The following is a 17,018-nucleotide window of genomic DNA, read 5'->3' as shown; positions in this document are numbered from 1 at the left end:
TCGCTCGCGTCTTGCGCCCTTCAGAACGAACCAGGGCGCAAGACGCCGCATGCTTACACCACGATGTTGACGAGGCGGCCGGGCACGATCACGACTTTCTTCGCGGGCTTACCCTCGCCGAACTTCGCAAACATTTCGTGGGCCAACGCCGCCTGCTCGATCGCTTCGCGCGCCGCATCCTTCGCCACGGTCAGCGCGCCGCGCACCTTGCCGTTCACCTGCAGCACGAGTTCGATCTCGGCCTGCTCGAGCGCCTTTTCATCGACCTTCGGCCACGACGCATCCAGCAGCGTGCCGAACTCGGCGGCATAGCCGAGTTCCTGCCACAGCCGGTACGTGACGTGCGGCACGACCGGGTACAGCACGCGCAGCAGGACGCCGAACGTTTCGCGCAGCACGGCGGGCTGCGCGCCCTTCGCACCTTCCAGCGCGTTCAGCATTTTCATGGCCGCCGACACCACCGTGTTGTACTGCAAACGCTGATAGTCGAAGTCGGCCTGCTTGAGCACGCCGTGAATCTCGCGGCGCAGCACCTTGTCGGTTTCGGCGAGTTGCGCGGCATCGAGCGCGGTCTGCGCACGCAGCACTTCCGCGTTCGCGTAACCGAAGCCCCACACGCGGCGCAGGAAGCGGCTTGCGCCTTCCACGCCTGCGCCCGACCATTCGAGCTGCTGCTCCGGCGGCGCGGCGAACATCGTGAAGAGACGCGCGGTATCGGCGCCGTACTGGTCGATCAGGAGCTGCGGGTCGACGCCATTGTTCTTCGACTTCGACATCTTTTCCACGCCGCCCAGCACCACCGCCTTGCCGTCCGCATTCAACGTGGCGCCCACGGGGCGGCCCTTGTCGTCGTGCGTGACCGCCACTTCGGCGGGGTTGTACCAAGTCTTTTTGCCTGCGTCGTTCTCGCGGTAATACGTTTCGTTGAGCACCATGCCCTGCGTGAGCAGGTTCTTCGCGGGCTCGCCGAACTTCACGAGACCCATGTCGCGCATCACCTTCGCCCAGAAGCGCGAGTACAGCAGGTGCAGGATGGCGTGCTCGATGCCGCCGATGTACTGATCCATCGGCATCCAGTAGTCGGTGCGTTCGTCGACCATCGTGGTCGCGTCCGAGGCCGGATAGCGCGAGAAGTACCAGGACGAATCCACGAAGGTGTCCATCGTGTCGGTTTCGCGCTTCGCGGCTGCGCCGCACTTCGGACACGTGCAATTCAGAAACGCCTCGGACTTCGCGAGCGGGTTACCCGTGCCGTCCGGTACGAGGTCTTCGGGCAGCACGACGGGCAGGTCCTGCTCGGGCACCGGCACGTCGCCGCAGCTCGGGCAATGGATGATGGGGATCGGCGTGCCCCAGTAGCGCTGGCGCGAGATGCCCCAGTCGCGCAGGCGCCAGGTCACCTGACGGTCGCCCACGCCGAGCGCCTTCAGGTCGGCGGCAATCGCCTTCACGGCGTCTTCGTGCTTGAGGCCGTCGTACTTGCCGCTCGCAACACACACGCCCGCTTCCTTGTCGCCGTACCACTCCTGCCAGGCGTCGGTGGAGTACGTCTTGCCCGGCACGTCCACCACCTGCTTGATGGGCAGGCCGTACTTCTTCGCGAACGCGAAGTCGCGTTCGTCGTGCGCGGGCACGCCCATCACGGCGCCTTCGCCGTAGCTCATCAGCACGTAGTTGCCGATCCAGACCTCGACCTGCTGGCCCGTGAGCGGATGCGTGACGAAGAAGCCCGTGGCCAGCCCCTTCTTTTCCATCGTGGCCATGTCGGCTTCCGCGACGCCGCCGTGCTTGCATTCTTCGATGAATGCCTGCAGGTCCAGACGGCCCTCGGCAAGATGCGTCGCGAGCGGATGCTCCGCGGCGATCGCGCAGAATGTGACGCCCATGATGGTGTCGGCGCGCGTGGTGAACACACGCAGCAGCTTCTGCTCGCCGTCGAGTTCATACGGAAAGCCGAAGTTCACGCCGTAGCTCTTGCCGATCCAGTTCTGCTGCATGACCTTCACGCGCTCGGGCCAGCCGAGGCCTTCCAGGTCGTTGAGCAGTTCGTCGGCGTACTGCGTGATGCGCATGTAGTACATCGGGATTTCGCGCTTCTCGACGAGCGCGCCCGAGCGCCAGCCGCGCCCGTCGATCACCTGTTCGTTGGCGAGCACGGTCTGGTCGACCGGGTCCCAGTTCACGGTGCCGGTCTTTTTGTAGACGACGCCCTTTTCGAGCATCTTGAGGAACAGCCACTGGTTCCACTTGTAGTAGTCGGGCTTGCAGGTGGCCACTTCGCGCGACCAGTCGATCGCGAGGCCCATCGACTGCATCTGCCCCTTCATGTACGCGATGTTGTCGTACGTCCACTTCGCGGGCGGCACACCGTTGGCCATCGCGGCGTTTTCGGCGGGCATGCCGAACGCGTCCCAGCCCATCGGCATCAGCACGTTGTAGCCGTTCATCCGCAGATAGCGGTACATCACGTCGTTGATCGTGTAGTTGCGCACATGGCCCATGTGCAGCTTGCCCGAAGGGTACGGCAGCATCGAGACGCAATAGAACTTGGGCCGGTCGGTGCGTTCGGTGGACCGGTATGCGTCGCTCGCGCGCCATTCGCCCTGTGCGGTGGACTCGACGTCGGAAGGAACGTATTTTTCGTGCATGGTGTGGATGGGATTTCGCCAGGTTCGGTGCAGCGCACCGGGCCGGGTGCGTTTGCCTTGTTGATGTCGCGCTCGCCGCCGTTCGGCGAGACCCGCAGACTTTTCGCGGGAAACGACGATTATACCGTCCGCAACGGGCCGCCTTCCGCGCGAGCGCGGGGTTTTGCGGCTGGAAGCGGTTTGCGCAGTGGTCTACGAAGCGGCCTGAGACGCGGCCTGAGAAGCAGTCTGAGAAGCGGCGTGGGTTCGAGAACCGGCTGTTCGGCCAACTGGTTACCCGTCTAGACCGGCTACGGTTTGGTCGCCGGAGCCGCAGGAGCCGGCGCGGGTGCAGCCGGCGCAGGTGTCGCAACGTCCGGCGAGCCGCCGCCCTGGCCTTGCGGTGGCTCGGTCACGAAGCCGATGCGCTCGAGCCCCGCCTCTTGGGCCGCGCCCATCACCTGCGCAATCACTTCGTAGCGCGTGGCACGCGCGGCCCGCAGCTGGATCTCGGGCTGCTCGGCGCGCCGGCCGGCTTCGGCGAACTGCGCGCGCATCTGGTCAGCGCTGACGGGTTTGGCGTTCCAGTAGATCTTGCCCGCGGCGTCGATGGAGAGCGTGATGGTTTCCGGCGTGGGGCGCGCCGGTGCGGCCGCAACCTTCGGCAGGTCGAGCCGGATGGCATGCGTGAGCAGCGGCGCTGTAATGATGAAGATGACGAGCAGCACCAGCATCACGTCGATGAGCGGCGTCATGTTGATGTCCGCCATCGGCGCGGAATTCTGGTGCTTGTCGAGTCCGCCGAATGCCATGCCGCGCTCCTCGTGTCTCAGCCCGCGGACACCCGACGCCCGCTCGCGTCGCGTTGCGGTTCGCGCGGCGGCGCCGGGGCGTCATGGGCATCGGGTCCGCAGACGTACGCGTGGAGGTCGTGTGCGAAGCCGTCCAGGTCTTCGGAAAGCTGGCGCGCGAGGCGGCCCAGTATGTTGTACGCGAGCACCGCCGGAATCGCGACCACAAGGCCGAACGCCGTCATGATGAGCGCTTCGCCCACGGGACCCGCCACGTTTTCAATCACGGCCTGGCCGCTCGACGCGATGCTGCCCAGCGCGTGATAGATGCCCCAGACGGTGCCGAGCAGGCCAACGAACGGCGCCGTACTGCCCACCGAAGCGAGCAGCACCTGGCCGAATTCGAGCCGACGCTGAGAGGTATTGAGCGCCTGACGCAACGCGCGAAGCACGCGTTCGCTTCTGTCCACCCGGGCGAGCAGCGCGCCGGGGAGGTCCGCTTCGGCAGCCTGCTGCGCCGCCTGCGCGAGCGGCAGGAAGATACGTTCGCGGTCGGCGCGGCGCACCGCGTCTACGCCTTCGGCAAGCGTCTTCGCCTGCCAGAACTGCGCGAGGGCGCGCGGCCCCTGGGTCTTCGCGCGCACGAGCATCCAGGTTTTGACGAGCAGGAAGCACCAGCTCGCCATCGACATCGCGAGCAGCACCCAGGCCACCGCGTGCGTGATCGCGTCACTCGTCTGGAGGTAGTGAAGGATACCGGTGCTTGCTGCCATGGGACCTCGCTACGCCGGTGGCCGTTGCCGCGCTGCGCGCGGCGCGGGATAGGGGACGGCGCGCTCAGCGCAGGCCGAGCACGTCCTGCATGTCGTAAAGGCCGGTGGCGCGGCCTTCGAGGAAGCGCACGGCGCGCATCGCACCCTGCGCATAAGACTGGCGGCTCGCGGACTTGTGCGTAATCTCGATACGCTCGCCGATGCCCGCGAAGAGCACCGTATGGTCGCCCACGATGTCGCCGCCGCGAATGGCCGAAAAGCCGATGGTGGACGGATCGCGCTCGCCTGTCACGCCGTGACGGCCATATACGGCGCAGTCGTCCAGATTGCGGCCCAGCGCGCCGGCAATCGCCTCGCCCATCATGAGCGCCGTGCCGGACGGCGCATCCACCTTGTGACGGTGATGCGCTTCGATGATCTCGATGTCGTAACCGGTCGCGAAGTAGCGCGCCGCGAATTCGAGCAGTTTGAGCGTGACGTTCACGCCCACGCTCATGTTGCCGGCAAACACGATGCCGACCTTTTCCGCCGCAGCCTGCACGCGGGACTTCTGCTCGGGCTCGAAGCCCGTGGTGCCGATCACGAGCTTCACGTTGTGACGCAGCGCGGCATCGATGTACATCATCGTGCCTTCGGGCCGCGTGAAGTCGATCAGGTAGTCGGCTTTTGCGAAAACCTCGTCGATATCGCTCGTGAGCGGCACGCCGCTCGTCTTGCCGAGAAACGCCGCCGCGTCCTGGCCGAGCTGGGGAGAATCCGCGCGGTCAAGCGCGCCGGCAAGCGTCGCATCGGGATCGTTGAGGACGGTTTCGATCAGCATGCGGCCCATTCGGCCCGATGCACCGGCGATGGAGATTTTCATGAGCTTTCCAGCAAGTCGGAGGGTAGGCGGAAATCACGGCGGGACCGCGCTGCGCGCGGCCCGCTCGTATGGCGGACCGTCAGGTCAGCCGCCCGCTCCCTGCCCATTCGAAGACGTCGGCGAAGACGTGAGCGGCGCGTTGTGCGTCGGCGCCGTGCTGCTATTGTCCTGCGTGCCCGTGGGTCCAACCGGGTTCGACTCCGGCGCCGTAGGGGCCGGCGCCGGCTTGCGACGCAACTGGATCTGCTGCTGCGGCGTGGTATCGACGCTGGACGGCACCCCCACACCGCTGCGCGGCGCGTTGGCCCGTGCCGACGATCCGCCGGCTGACGGCGTCTGCACCGCGTTGGTCGCGCGGTTGGCGGCCTGGGCGGCCTGCGCGTTCGGATCGGTCTGCGGCAGCGCGGCGGCATCCGCCGCAACGCCGGGCTGACCCGCCGTGTCCGGCACCGTGGGCGCATACGGCGCACTTGCCGGCGCGGCCGCAGCGGCCGACGCAGCGCTTGCCCCACTCGCCGGTGCAGCGGCTACGGGCTTCGCCTTCTTGCCGCTCTTGTCGCCATCGATCTCGGCAAGCAGTTCAAGGTTGGACGGCAGATCGTCGCCGCCCGACCAGCTCGCCACGCGGTCGCCCGCGAAGTTCACGATGAAGTCACGCTGCTGCACGACGGAGGTCGAGCCGCGCTTGAAGTAGAAGATGTAGTCCCACCGGTCGTCGTGGAACATGTCCGTGAGGAGCGGCGTGCCGAGCAGCTGCTTCACTTCGGCGCGGGACATGCCTACCCGCATCTGCGCGGCCGCCTCTTTCGAGACGAAGTTGCCCTGCACGACGGTGATGCGATACGGCGTAATGCGCTGGGCGATACGCTGAGTCAGGCTGTCGTAGGTCGAACATCCGGCCAGAACCACGCATGCTGCCGCGATAAGGACGCCCGTCATGGTGCGCGCCGAACGGCTGCCCCGGTTGATCAATTGAAATTCTGGAATCATGTCCCTCACCGTGCGGGCTGCCCTTTCAGGCGTGAAGCCGCGCGTATTCTGTCGATAGATGACCGGAACGGCAAAAACCCATTACCATTAGAACCCTGCATTGTACTCCAGGGACTCATCGTCATGACCAATCCAACCGATCTCAAGAACATCGGGCTCAAGGCGACCCTGCCGCGCCTCAAGATCCTGGAGATATTTCAGCAAAGTCCGGTGCGTCACCTCACGGCCGAAGACGTCTATCGCAACCTGCTGCACGAGGAACTGGACATCGGGCTCGCCACGGTCTATCGGGTGCTGACGCAATTCGAGCAGGCGGGTCTGCTCACACGCAGCAACTTCGAATCGGGCAAGGCGATTTTTGAGCTGAACGAAGGGTCGCACCACGACCATCTGGTGTGTCTCGATTGCGGGCGCGTGGAAGAATTTTTCGACGCCGAAATCGAAAAGCGCCAGCAGGCCATTGCGGCCGAGCGCGGTTTCAAGCTACAGGAGCATGCCCTCGCGCTGTACGGCGCGTGCACGAAAGAAAACTGCCCGCATCGCAAGCATTGATGCAGCGGGCCGCTGACGCCGCGGCCTGAGGCAGGCTCCAACGCAGCGTCGGCAACGCGCCTTTCCCCACCCTCGCCAACTTCCCGCTACCTCTCTACCTCGCCTGGCCGCTCCGACAAAACGAGCTGCCAGGAATGCTCGAGCGCGATCTCGTCGCAATTCGGTCCTTCCCCGCCGCGATCGATCACCACGAAATCGCTCACGTGATCGAGCGCGATCAGCGGATGGTGCCAGACGCCCCTCGCGTAGTTGACGCCCTGCCAGCCGTTGCTCGCGAAGGCACGCATACGCGAGGCGTCGAACTCACCCGCGGGCGCTACGATCACGGCGTACCGCACGTTCGCAAGCGGCAGAAACGCCTGACTACTGCGCGGATGCCGCTCCATCAGCGCAATCTCGAACGGTAGCGCGCGCGGCTGCGCGCGAAACACGTTGACGAGCGGACGGCCGCCGTCGGCGCACACGTCGAGCGTCGCGAGGTCGTGATAACGCTCGGTGGTGCCGCCGTTGATCGGAAAATGCCGCGCGCCGGCAAGTTCGATCACGTCGCCGAACGGTGCGAACGTTTCGCGCGCCAGCGGTTCGACGCACAGCACGTTCTTCGCGATCGCAGACGTACTCATGCGAGTTCGCCCCACAGGCGCAGTCTCGATACGCCGCCGTCCGGATAGATGTTGAAGCGCACGTGCGTGACCACGCCGAGCGACGCCAGCTGCGCGGCCTCGAAGGTATGCACGTGGTCCATTTGCAGCGACATTTCGGGCAGCAGCACGGGCCAGAACATGGCCTGCGTGACGAGCGATTCGTCCGTCCCGCCCACCACGCGTGCAGCTTGCAGCGAGCAGCGGTCGGGGAAATTGCCCTTGAAGTGCGCCGTGTCCACTTCGATCTTGCGGATCACGCCCGGACGCGCCAGCGCGACGATCGCCCAGTCGTTGCCGGGCTCGCGACGGCGACGCGTCTCCCAGCCGTCGCCCATGTTCACGCCGCGGCCCGGCATCAGCATCTGCGAGGCGGCGCCGAAATGCTGGTTGTTGGCCGTCACCAGCCAGGCGCCGTTTTCGACGGCCGCCAGATCGACCAACGCACCCGCTTCCACGTGCGTCCAGTCGCGCTGCGGCTGCCCGTAGACACGCAACCGCGCGAGGCCGCCATCGGGATAAAGGTTCACGCGAATGTGCGTGCACGGCGCGGTGGGCAGCACCGTCACGTAGTGGTGCTGATTACCTTGCAACGTTGTGGCAGGCACGAGCGGATGCCATTCGATGTCGTCGGGCGGCAGGTCGCCTTCGGCATAACACGCTTCAAGCGAAGCGGCCGGCGGGAAATTGCCCGTGAAGTGGCTCGTATCCAGATCGACGCCATGCACGACGCCCGGCCGCGCCAGCTTCACGATGCACCAGTCGTGGCCCGCGGTGCGCTTGCGGCGCGTCTCCCAGCCGTCCATCCACTTGCCGTGGTCGTCGTACTTGCCCGGAATGAACACCGCGGGCAGCGGATCGAGCATGCGCTCCTTCGGCGCGAAAAACTCGTCGCTGGCGACGAGCGCCTTTGCGCCCAGACGCGGGTCGGCCAGATTCATGTAGCGGCGCGTGAAGGCGGGCGCGTTCGGATCGAGGATCGGAGTAGCCATGTTTTCGGGTCGAAGAGGAAGAGGAGGAACGCAAAGCCGCGCTTGCGGGCCAGCTGTGCCTGAGGGGCGCTCGCGGCCGGCTCGTATCAGGTGCGAGCCGTCCGAGGTGGAATCAGGATGAAGTCATGACGCGCTCACGACGGACGGCGCTCGATTGCTCCATTGCATTGGCAACACCCGGTTCGCAGCCATCCGTCGCGATGTTCAGAACGCGATCAGACCGCACGAAGCTCGTCGCCGGCAGCCGCTTGTGCGGTTGCGGGTACGCCGGCCGGCAGGGCTTGCGCGTCGGCCGCGCCGAAGCGCAGCGTCGGGTCGAAATCGAGCACGCGGCGCGCGCGGGCCCTGTCGATGTCGTTCTCCCACACGGCCACCACTACCGTGGCCACGCAGTTGCCGATCAGGTTCGTGACCGCGCGAGCAATGCCGACAAACCAGTCGACCGGCAGGATCAGCACGAGCCCGAGCACCGGAATGGCCGGAATGGCGGAAAGGGTCGCGGCCAGAATCACGATGGCGGAGCCCGGAATACCATGCGCGCCCTTCGACGTGACGAGCGACACCAGCAGCACCACGATCAGGTCGTGCAGCGACAGCGGCGTATTGGTGGCCTGCGCGATGAACAGCACGGCAAGCGTCAGATAGATCGAAAAGCCGTCCAGGTTGAACGAATAGCCCGTGGGAATGACGAGGCCGACCGTCGAGTCCTTCACGCCCATCCATTCCAGTTTGCGCATGACCTGGGGCAGCACGGCGTCGGAGGACGCGGTGCCGAGCACGATCGAAAGTTCCTCGCGCAGATAGCGGATCAGCTTGAACACGCTGAAACCCGCGAGCCGCATCACCACGCCGAGCACGACCACCACGAACGCGAAACAGCTCGCGTAGAACACCATCACGAGCAGGCCCAGTTGCTTGAGCGACCCGACCCCGTACTTGCCGGTGGTGAACGCAATGGCGCCCAGCACACCGAGCGGCGCGAGCTTGATGATGAAGCTCATTACGCGGAACAGCACCTGGGCGATGTCGTCGATCAGGGTGCCCACGCGCCGCCCCTTTTCGCCGAGCAGCGAGAGCGCCGCCCCGAACAGCACGGAGAACACGAGAATCTGCAGCACGTCGCCCTTGGCGAAGGCGTCGAACGGCGTGTCGGGGATGATCTTCAGCAGAAAGCCGGCCGTGTCCTTCAGGCTCTTCGCGTTCGTCGCGTAGGTGGTCAGCGCCGTCGCATCGAGCGTCTTCACGTCGACGTTCATGCCGGCGCCCGGCCGCGTCACCCAGGCCAGCACCGCGCCGATCATGAGCGCAATCGTGGTCATGATTTCGAAGTAGACGACCGACTTGATGCCGACGCGGCCGACCTTGCGCAGATCGCCCGCATGCGCCATGCCGCTCACCACGACGCAGAACACGATAGGCCCGATCACCATCTTGATGAGCTTGAGAAAGCCGTCGCCCAGCGGCTGAAGCGACTGGGCGAACTGCGGATACAGCGCGCCGAGGGCGATGCCCACGACGAGGGCGATCACTACCCGCCCAAACAGCGAATTGAAAAACCTCGACACGGCGGCCTCCTGTTCCGGATTCAACAGTTCATACTGGTCTGACCAGTACTGTTATGGCGGATAGTAGGAAGCCGATATAGTTGCGTCAAGGAATCAAAAAACGGGGTTTACCCCCGGACTCATGTGACGCCCTATCGGTTGGCTAACGGCTTCGTGGGCAGGCGCGGCATCGGCGACATCGGTTTAGAATGCCGGTCAGACCACGCTGCCGGAGCATCATGAAGAACGTCCCGCACACCGTTACCGACACCGCCATCGCCACCATCCGCGAAAGGATCGAAGGCGGCGCCTATCCGGTGGGCAGCCTGCTGCCCGCGCAGCGTCAACTGTCCGAGGAACTCGCCATCAGCCGGGCGTCGCTGCGCGAAGCGCTCTCGCGGCTCGAAGCGCTCGGCATGCTGAAGATTCGGGCCGGCAAGGGCGTCTACGTCGAGAGCGCACAGGCAAGCACCCCGCAGGCCTGGCGCTTCGCCGATCAGTCGTCGCTGCCGGACACCTATCAGATGCGTTACGCGCTGGAAGGCTTTGTCGCGCGAATGGCGGCGCTCGCGATCACGGACAGCGACGTCGAGTGGTTCGACGAAAACGTCGCCGCACTGCATGGCGCGCTGGCCGCAGGCGAGCTGGACGAAGCGGCACAACTGGACTTCGATTTCCACATGCGCATCGTGAGCCTCGCCGGCAATGCCGCCATCGAAGCAATTCTGCGCAGCAGCGCCGACATCATGAAGGAAAGCCAGCGGATGCCGTTCTACCGCCGCGAGTTGCTGCTCTCGACGTATCACGAGCATCGCGAAATCGTGGACGCACTCAAGGCGCGCAACAGCGAAGCGACGGGGCGCGCCATCGAGGTCCACATCGCGAATGCGGCGCAGCGCGCGGGGGTGTACTTTCCGACTCCGCAACGCACGGCCTGAAGCGGCACGAACGAAGGCGCCACGCCAAAACAAAGACGCCACGGAAGCAATGCTCTCCGTGGCGTCTTTGTTTTGTGGTCCGCATCCTGCACCGGACCACTGCCCGCAAGCGAACGCGCCTAAGCGCGCCCGCCTGCACGACGGCAATTACTTCGCGGTAGCCAGCGCCACCGCCGTGTCCAGCATGCGGTTCGAGAAGCCCCACTCGTTGTCGTACCAGCTCGACACCTTCACGAGACGGCCCGACACCTTCGTGAGCGTGGCGTCGAACGTAGACGAAGCCGGATTGTGGTTGAAGTCGACCGAGACGAGCGGCGCCACGTTGTAGCCCAGAATGCCCTTCAGCGCGCCTTCCGAGGCTTCCTTCATGATGGCGTTGACTTCTTCCACCGTGGTGTCGCGCTTCGCGATGAACGACAGGTCGACGATCGACACGTTGATGGTCGGGACGCGAATCGCGTAGCCGTCCAGCTTGCCGTTCAGTTCCGGCAGCACGAGGCCCACAGCGGCAGCCGCGCCCGTCTTCGTCGGGATCTGGCTGTGCGTGGCCGAGCGCGCGCGACGCAGGTCTTCGTGATAGACGTCGGTCAGCACCTGGTCGTTCGTGTACGCGTGAATCGTGGTCATCAGGCCGTTTTCCACGCCGATCTTGTCGTTCAGCGGCTTGACGAGCGGCGCGAGGCAGTTCGTCGTGCACGATGCGTTCGAGATCACCGTGTGCTCGGCCTTCAGCGCGTTGTGGTTCACGCCGTAGACGATGGTGGCGTCCACGTCCTTGCCGCCCGGCGCGGAGATGATCACCTTCTTCGCGCCGCCCTTGATGTGCGCGCTCGCCTTTTCCTTCGTGGTGAAGAAGCCCGTGCATTCCATCACGACGTCGACGCCCAGCTCGCCCCACGGCAGCTCGGCCGGGTTGCGGTTGGCCAGCACGCGGATGCGGTCGCCGTTCACGACGAGGTAATCGCCATCCACGCCGACTTCACCCGGGAAGCGGCCGTGCGCCGTGTCGTACTGGGTGAGGTGCGCGTTCGTCTTGGCATCGCCGAGGTCGTTGATCGCGACAAACTGGATGTCGTGCTTCTTGCCGCTTTCATAGAAGGCACGCAGCGTGTTGCGGCCGATCCGGCCATAGCCGTTGATTGCAACGCGAATCGTCATGGTTTATCTCCTGATGGATGGCAAAAAAAATACCTTCTAGTATCCGCTGATCGACGGATCCCGCCGAGCGGCACGACGTCGCGCCAGCCCGCCGGGACACCGGCGCGCATCAGTCCAGCGCAGCCTTCGCCGCGTCCACGACGTGCTCGACGGTGAAGCCAAAGTACTTGAACAGCACGCCTGCGGGCGCCGATTCGCCGAACGTGTCGATGCCGACCACGCTGCCTTCGAGGCCCACGTACTTGCGCCAGAAATCGGTCACGCCCGCTTCGATGGCGACGCGGCGCACGCCCTTGGGCAGCACGCGCTCGCGATACTCGGCGTCCTGCCGGTCGAATGCGTTGGTAGACGGCATCGACACCACGCGCGCGGCAATGCCTTCGCGCGCGAGCGGTTCGACGGCCTTCAGCGCGAGTTCCACTTCCGAGCCGGTCGCGATCAGGATCACCTTGCGCGCGACCACTTCTTCGTCCCAGTCGCGCAGCACGTAGCCGCCCTTCGCGATGTTCGCGATCTGCGCGTCGGTGCGCGGCGAGAACGGCAGGTTCTGCCGGCTGAAGACGAGACACGACGGACCGTGATGCTCGATCGACTGAGTCCAGGCCACCGCCGTTTCGACCGTGTCCGCGGGACGCCAGAGCGTGAGGTTCGGAATCAGACGCAGGCTAGAGAGATGCTCGATGGATTGGTGCGTCGGGCCGTCTTCGCCCAGGCCGATGGAGTCGTGCGTGAACACGAAGATGGACGGCACCTTCATGAGCGCGGCCATGCGCAGCGCGTTGCGGCTGTAGTCCGAGAACGTAAGGAACGTGCCGCCGAACGGCCTGTAGCCGCCGTGCAGAGTCATGCCGTTGATGGCCGCGCTCATGCCGAATTCGCGCACGCCGTAGTTGATGTGGTTGCCCCACTGGATGGCCGTTTCGCCGGCGCGCGGCGCGCGCACGGGCTTCGACGCCTTCCAGTTCGTGAGGTTGGAACCGGTCAGGTCGGCCGAGCCGCCCAGCAGTTCCGGCAACGCCGCAGCCAGGCCTTCGATGGTTTGCTGCGAGGCTTTACGCGTTGCCACCGTTTCGGCGCGCTCGTTGGCGCCCGCGATGATGGCCTGCGCCTTCTGCGCCCAGTCGGCGGGCAGCTTGCCGGCGCTGCGGCGCTCGAACTCCGCGGCTTCCTGCGGGTACTTCGCCTTGTATTGCGCGAATGCTTCGTTCCATGCCGATTCGAAACGCGCGCCCGATTCCTTCGCATCCCACGCCGCGTAGATGTCCTGCGGAATCACGAACGGCTCCCACTTCCAGCCAAGCGCTTCGCGCGTCTTCGCGATTTCGTCTGCGCCCAGCGCCGCGCCGTGCACGTCGTGGCCGCCGGCCTTGGTGGCCGCGCCCTTGCCGATCACCGTCTTGCAGCAGATGAGCGTGGGTCGGTCCGACTTCTTCGCCTGCGCGATCGCAGCGTCCACCGCATCCACGTCGTGACCGTCCACATGCGGAATCACGTGCCAGCCGTAGGCCTCGAAGCGCTTCGGCGTGTCGTCGTGGAACCAGTTCACCACGTCGCCGTCGATCGAGATGCCGTTGTCGTCGTAGAGCGCAATCAGCTTGTTCAGCTTGAGCGTGCCCGCCAGCGAACAGGCTTCGTGCGAGATGCCTTCCATCAGGCAGCCGTCGCCGAGGAACACGTACGTGTGGTGATCGACGATCTTCGCGTCCGGCTTGTTGAACTCAGCGGCGAGCAGCGACTCGGCGAGCGCCATGCCCACTGCATTTGCGAGACCCTGGCCGAGCGGGCCCGTGGTCGTTTCCACACCCACGGTGATGCCGTATTCGGGGTGGCCCGGCGTCTTCGAATGCAGCTGGCGGAAGTTCTCGAGTTCCGCCATCGGCAGGCCGTAGCCCGTCAGATGGAGCAGCGAGTACAGCAGCATCGAACCGTGGCCGTTCGAGAGCACGAAGCGGTCGCGGTCGGCCCAGTGCGGATTGACCGGGTTGTGCCGCAGATGGCGCGACCACAGCGCAACGGCGATTTCGGCCATGCCCATCGGCATGCCCGGGTGGCCGGAGTTCGCCTTTTGAACGGCGTCCATGGCGAGCGCGCGAATCGCGTTGGCCATGAGGGAAGTGGGAACGGGAGACGGGGTCGTCATGTCGAGTCCGGAGAACGAGAGTGCAAAAAGGCGGCGTGCGCAGCGGTGCGGGCAGTCCGGAGGCTCGGTGGCCCGTCAACTCCGACGCACGGTGCGGCGCCGGAAGACGCGAAACGGGCAGAGCAAACGGACAGGGCTGCAAAGCACGTCATTCTAGCAGATCGAACCGGAGGCTCCCGGCCGATCCGGCGACGGCGGCGGCGCCCAAAACGGCCCCGGACGGCACGCCGGCGCGGGTTTCGCCAAGGCATGCGACCTGCGATAGGGCTCGCGATGCAGACACGCCTTCGTCGCGCAAGAGCATCAGCAAGCGGTGCGCCCGCGCGCTTTTGGTGTTCCCTTGGCGTCCCTTTGGCCCCCGTGCGGCACGCGATAAACTAGGGCCCCTGAGCCAGTCCGTGCGGACCGTCCCGCCGGACGAAGCCGCATCGCTTGCACCTGACCTCGCACCGACGACGCGCCCTCCGGCCGCGTGTCGTCGGGTTTTCTGCAATCCGCCCCGCCCGCCCCGAGGAGGAACGTTCGATGGATGCCCCACGCCCAGCCGGAGTGCCGTGGTTGACGCCGTACCTGACCGTGCGCGACGCACACGCCACCATCGCTTTTTTCGAAACGGCGTTCGGGTTTCGCGTGCGCGACTGCGTACAGGACGATGGCGCCATCATGCACGTGGAGATGACCTACCAGCAGCAGCTCATCGTGATGTTCGCGCCCGAAGGCGCGTTCGGCTCGGCGGCGAAAACGCCGCGCAGCGCAGGCGCCATCGCGCCGCAATCGTTCTACCTGTACGTGGACGACGTCGACGGCACGTACGCCCGCGCGCTGGCAGCCGGCGCGAAGTCGCTGAGCGAGCCGCAAGACCAGTTCTGGGGCGACCGTTTCGCGCAGATCGAAGATCTGGACGGCTACCGCTGGGCGCTTGCGCGCCATCTGTCGTGACAGAAGTGAAGGAACAGAAGGAAGAGATCCGCGTCATGCCCCGTTTTTTTGTCGATCACGCGCTTCATCCGGGCGCCACGCTGCAGTTGCCGGACGACGTCACGCGCCACGTTCAGGTGCTGCGATTGCACCCTGGCGACACCATCGAACTCTTCAACGGAGAAGGCGGCCAGTTCGACGCAGAAATCGTCGAGATGGGCAGGCGCGATACCCAGGTGCGGGTGGGCGAATTCCGTGCCGTGGAAGCAGAGCCGCCCTACCGGCTCACGCTGGCCCAAGGCATTGCCGGCAGCGACAAGATGGACTGGTTGATCGAGAAAGCAGTGGAACTGGGCGCCGCGGCGTTCGTGCCGCTCGTCACGGCGCGCAGCGTCGTGCGGCTTAGCGGCGATCGGGCGGCACGGCGGCAACTGCACTGGCAACGAATTGTTCAGGCGTCCTGCGAACAATGCGGGCGTAATCGGCTGCCCGACGTGGCGGCTGCTCAGGAGCTCGATGCCTGGCTGGAATCGCTGCCGACATCGCCGGCTGAAGGAGAAATGCGCCTGTTGCTCTCGCCGCGCGCGAACCAGCCGTTCGCGGCACTCCCGCACGAGGCGCCGCGAAGCAACGTCACGCTACTGATCGGCCCCGAAGGCGGCCTTTCCGCCGACGAAGAAGCGGCTGCGCGAGAGCGCGGCTTTACCGCGATCGGACTCGGCCCACGCGTGCTGCGCACCGAAACGGCCGGCATCGCCGTACTCGCCGCGCTGGCGGCGCGTTGGGGCGGCTGGTGAGCCGTCCGCTCGTTTAACAATCCCGGCCCGAAAAGCACAAAGCCCGCCGTGAGGCGGGCCTTGCAATGTCGGCTGGCGCTGTGGCGCCTGTCGTGCCGCTCAGGTCAGGCGAACGAGTAAAACACGCGGAACGCCACCTTGCGTTCAGCCCAGAACTCGGCTGCTTCGCGAAACACGTCGAGCAGCGTTTCGCGCCCTTCCTTGTCGAACTTCTGCGCGATCGGCAAGCCTTCCAGCACGATCACGAAGCCCGGTTGCGTGCCGGCCTTGTGCACGAGGTCGGTGAGGCAGTCGTAGAGCGCGTCATAGTTCTTGCCGAAGTGCTTCGGAAACAGGAACGACGTGGCAATCGTCTCGAGCACTTCCTGCTTGCTCTGCGCGTTCGCGCAGTGTGCGTAGAGGAAATGCTGCTGGAGGCGGTTCGCTTCGTCGGCCAGTTCCTGCACGCGAAACGCGCGGATCGATTGCACGATGTTCGGTCGTACCGTTCTGAACAGGCCCGTGGACCCTTCGTTCGTTGAAAGCATAGTGCTGGCTTCGCCCTGGATGTCCCTGCCCTGACCGGTGGCGTGCATCTGCACGACGCGCTGGAACAGATTGCCTTCGCCGGCCGCGAAAAGATCCGTCGCGACCCCGGAGTCGTGCGCGTAGATGTTGTCGCTCATGCCGCTCATCCCAATGTCATTCAACAATGCGTTTAAAACTGGCGTAGTGGTCGTCGGAGTAATAACAGTTGTCGATTCGCCGCAGCGGACCGCCGCAGACGATGCGCCGCGCGCCACGATTGCGCGCACGAGGCGTAGGGACGGTGTATTCGTGGTAATAGCCGCGCCGGTGCGGCGGCAGCAAACGCTCGAAGTTGCCGAATACGACGCCGTCCTTATCGTACGGGTAAGGTCCGCCAGCCGCTATGAGGTTCAAGGTATTGACCGCCTGCGGCGGCAGCTGGGCCCGCGTGACGACACCCTGGGCGTCTTGCGAGCCCTCCGCTACAGGAGCGGGAAGCTCGCGTGCAAGCGCGTTGCCAGCGAAAAGTGCGCCCACATTGCCGGCCGCGAGGACGGCGCTCGTTGCGGCGACTAGCACGCCGTTGCGGAGCCACTTGCGTGCCATGTATCACATTCCCGCTATCGAATAAACGAGTTCGACGACCATGAAAGGTGTAAGGGTATCGCTATTAGTCGCGGGAATCAATGATGGCCGGGTAACCGAAAGGCTTTTCGCCGCCTCGGCTGAACATTGCGCGCCCACACGATCCGTCTGTGTTGACGATAGTTCACAGATAAATTTATCTC

The 17,018-nt window shown here is 65.2% G+C and carries 16 protein-coding genes; 4 read left to right on the top strand and 12 right to left on the bottom strand.

The genetic code is table 11. From position 1 onward, the window contains the following. Positions 1 to 53: 53 nt before the first annotated feature. The 5 genes from leuS to PKKP23_RS19185 all read right to left on the bottom strand — a co-directional run bounded on the left by leuS (position 54) and on the right by PKKP23_RS19185 (position 6,043). Complete coding sequence (gene leuS, locus PKKP23_RS19205; RefSeq protein ID WP_126878053.1) at positions 54 to 2,648, bottom strand: leucine--tRNA ligase; 2,595 nt, start codon at positions 2,646 to 2,648, stop codon at positions 54 to 56. A 290-nt stretch (positions 2,649 to 2,938) separates the two neighbouring features. Beyond that, positions 2,939 to 3,439 (bottom strand): ExbD/TolR family protein, encoded by a 501-nt coding sequence (locus tag PKKP23_RS19200; protein WP_126878052.1) that lies wholly within the window; start codon positions 3,437 to 3,439, stop codon positions 2,939 to 2,941. A 17-nt stretch (positions 3,440 to 3,456) separates the two neighbouring features. After that, complete coding sequence (locus PKKP23_RS19195; protein WP_126878051.1) at positions 3,457 to 4,191, bottom strand: MotA/TolQ/ExbB proton channel family protein; 735 nt, start codon at positions 4,189 to 4,191, stop codon at positions 3,457 to 3,459. Between the two features lie 64 nt (positions 4,192 to 4,255). After that, the gene (gene dapB / locus PKKP23_RS19190) at positions 4,256 to 5,053 is read right to left on the bottom strand and encodes a 4-hydroxy-tetrahydrodipicolinate reductase (protein WP_126878050.1); all 798 of its coding nucleotides are present in this window, start codon (positions 5,051 to 5,053) and stop codon (positions 4,256 to 4,258) included. Between the two features lie 84 nt (positions 5,054 to 5,137). Next, positions 5,138 to 6,043 carry an outer membrane protein assembly factor BamE gene (locus PKKP23_RS19185; RefSeq protein ID WP_126878049.1) on the bottom strand — a complete coding sequence of 302 codons (906 nt, stop codon included), beginning with the start codon at positions 6,041 to 6,043 and terminating at the stop codon, positions 5,138 to 5,140. Between the two features lie 123 nt (positions 6,044 to 6,166). Here PKKP23_RS19185 and fur point away from each other — a divergent pair, with 123 nt between their 5' ends. Next, the gene (fur, locus tag PKKP23_RS19180; protein ID WP_017777047.1) at positions 6,167 to 6,595 is read left to right on the top strand and encodes a ferric iron uptake transcriptional regulator; all 429 of its coding nucleotides are present in this window, start codon (positions 6,167 to 6,169) and stop codon (positions 6,593 to 6,595) included. Between the two features lie 86 nt (positions 6,596 to 6,681). Here the strand turns inward: fur and PKKP23_RS19175 are convergent, their stop codons facing one another. The 3 genes from PKKP23_RS19175 to PKKP23_RS19165 all read right to left on the bottom strand — a co-directional run bounded on the left by PKKP23_RS19175 (position 6,682) and on the right by PKKP23_RS19165 (position 9,793). After that, on the bottom strand, positions 6,682 to 7,218 hold the full coding sequence (locus PKKP23_RS19175; RefSeq protein WP_126878048.1) for an ureidoglycolate lyase: 537 nt from the start codon (positions 7,216 to 7,218) through the stop codon (positions 6,682 to 6,684). Next, on the bottom strand, positions 7,215 to 8,228 hold the full coding sequence (gene alc, locus PKKP23_RS19170; RefSeq protein ID WP_126878047.1) for an allantoicase: 1,014 nt from the start codon (positions 8,226 to 8,228) through the stop codon (positions 7,215 to 7,217). The genes PKKP23_RS19175 and alc overlap by 4 nt, the downstream gene beginning before the upstream one ends. A gap of 215 nt (positions 8,229 to 8,443) precedes the next feature. After that, entirely contained in the window at positions 8,444 to 9,793 is a 1,350-nt protein-coding gene (locus PKKP23_RS19165) for a C4-dicarboxylate transporter DctA (protein ID WP_126878046.1), read from the bottom strand. Positions 9,794 to 10,011: 218 nt separating this feature from the next. Here PKKP23_RS19165 and PKKP23_RS19160 point away from each other — a divergent pair, with 218 nt between their 5' ends. Continuing rightward, a complete protein-coding gene (locus tag PKKP23_RS19160) occupies positions 10,012 to 10,710 on the top strand; it encodes a FadR/GntR family transcriptional regulator (RefSeq protein WP_126878045.1) in 699 nt (232 codons plus the stop codon). A 147-nt stretch (positions 10,711 to 10,857) separates the two neighbouring features. Here the strand turns inward: PKKP23_RS19160 and gap are convergent, their stop codons facing one another. Both gap and tkt read right to left on the bottom strand, forming a co-directional pair. Continuing rightward, complete coding sequence (gene gap / locus PKKP23_RS19155) at positions 10,858 to 11,868, bottom strand: type I glyceraldehyde-3-phosphate dehydrogenase (RefSeq protein WP_017777052.1); 1,011 nt, start codon at positions 11,866 to 11,868, stop codon at positions 10,858 to 10,860. Between the two features lie 109 nt (positions 11,869 to 11,977). Beyond that, the gene (gene tkt / locus PKKP23_RS19150; protein ID WP_026121901.1) at positions 11,978 to 14,008 is read right to left on the bottom strand and encodes a transketolase; all 2,031 of its coding nucleotides are present in this window, start codon (positions 14,006 to 14,008) and stop codon (positions 11,978 to 11,980) included. Between the two features lie 525 nt (positions 14,009 to 14,533). Between tkt and PKKP23_RS19145 the strand changes: the two genes are divergently transcribed. Both PKKP23_RS19145 and PKKP23_RS19140 read left to right on the top strand, forming a co-directional pair. Then, a complete protein-coding gene (locus tag PKKP23_RS19145; RefSeq protein WP_026121902.1) occupies positions 14,534 to 14,947 on the top strand; it encodes a VOC family protein in 414 nt (137 codons plus the stop codon). Positions 14,948 to 14,982: 35 nt separating this feature from the next. After that, the gene (locus PKKP23_RS19140; RefSeq protein WP_126878044.1) at positions 14,983 to 15,723 is read left to right on the top strand and encodes a 16S rRNA (uracil(1498)-N(3))-methyltransferase; all 741 of its coding nucleotides are present in this window, start codon (positions 14,983 to 14,985) and stop codon (positions 15,721 to 15,723) included. Positions 15,724 to 15,827: 104 nt separating this feature from the next. Here the strand turns inward: PKKP23_RS19140 and PKKP23_RS19135 are convergent, their stop codons facing one another. Continuing rightward, on the bottom strand, positions 15,828 to 16,388 hold the full coding sequence (locus PKKP23_RS19135; RefSeq protein WP_026121903.1) for a barstar family protein: 561 nt from the start codon (positions 16,386 to 16,388) through the stop codon (positions 15,828 to 15,830). A gap of 16 nt (positions 16,389 to 16,404) precedes the next feature. After that, positions 16,405 to 16,836, bottom strand: a complete 432-nt coding sequence (locus PKKP23_RS19130; RefSeq protein WP_017777057.1) for a ribonuclease — start codon at positions 16,834 to 16,836, stop codon at positions 16,405 to 16,407. Positions 16,837 to 17,018 lie beyond the last annotated feature (182 nt).

The sequence above is a fragment of the Paraburkholderia kururiensis JCM 10599 = LMG 19447 genome (assembly GCF_003986935.1).
GTDB classification, from domain to species: Bacteria; Pseudomonadota; Gammaproteobacteria; order Burkholderiales; family Burkholderiaceae; genus Paraburkholderia; species Paraburkholderia kururiensis.
Note: the sequence above shows the minus strand (reverse complement) of the source record. Positions and strands in the feature narration are given on the sequence as shown.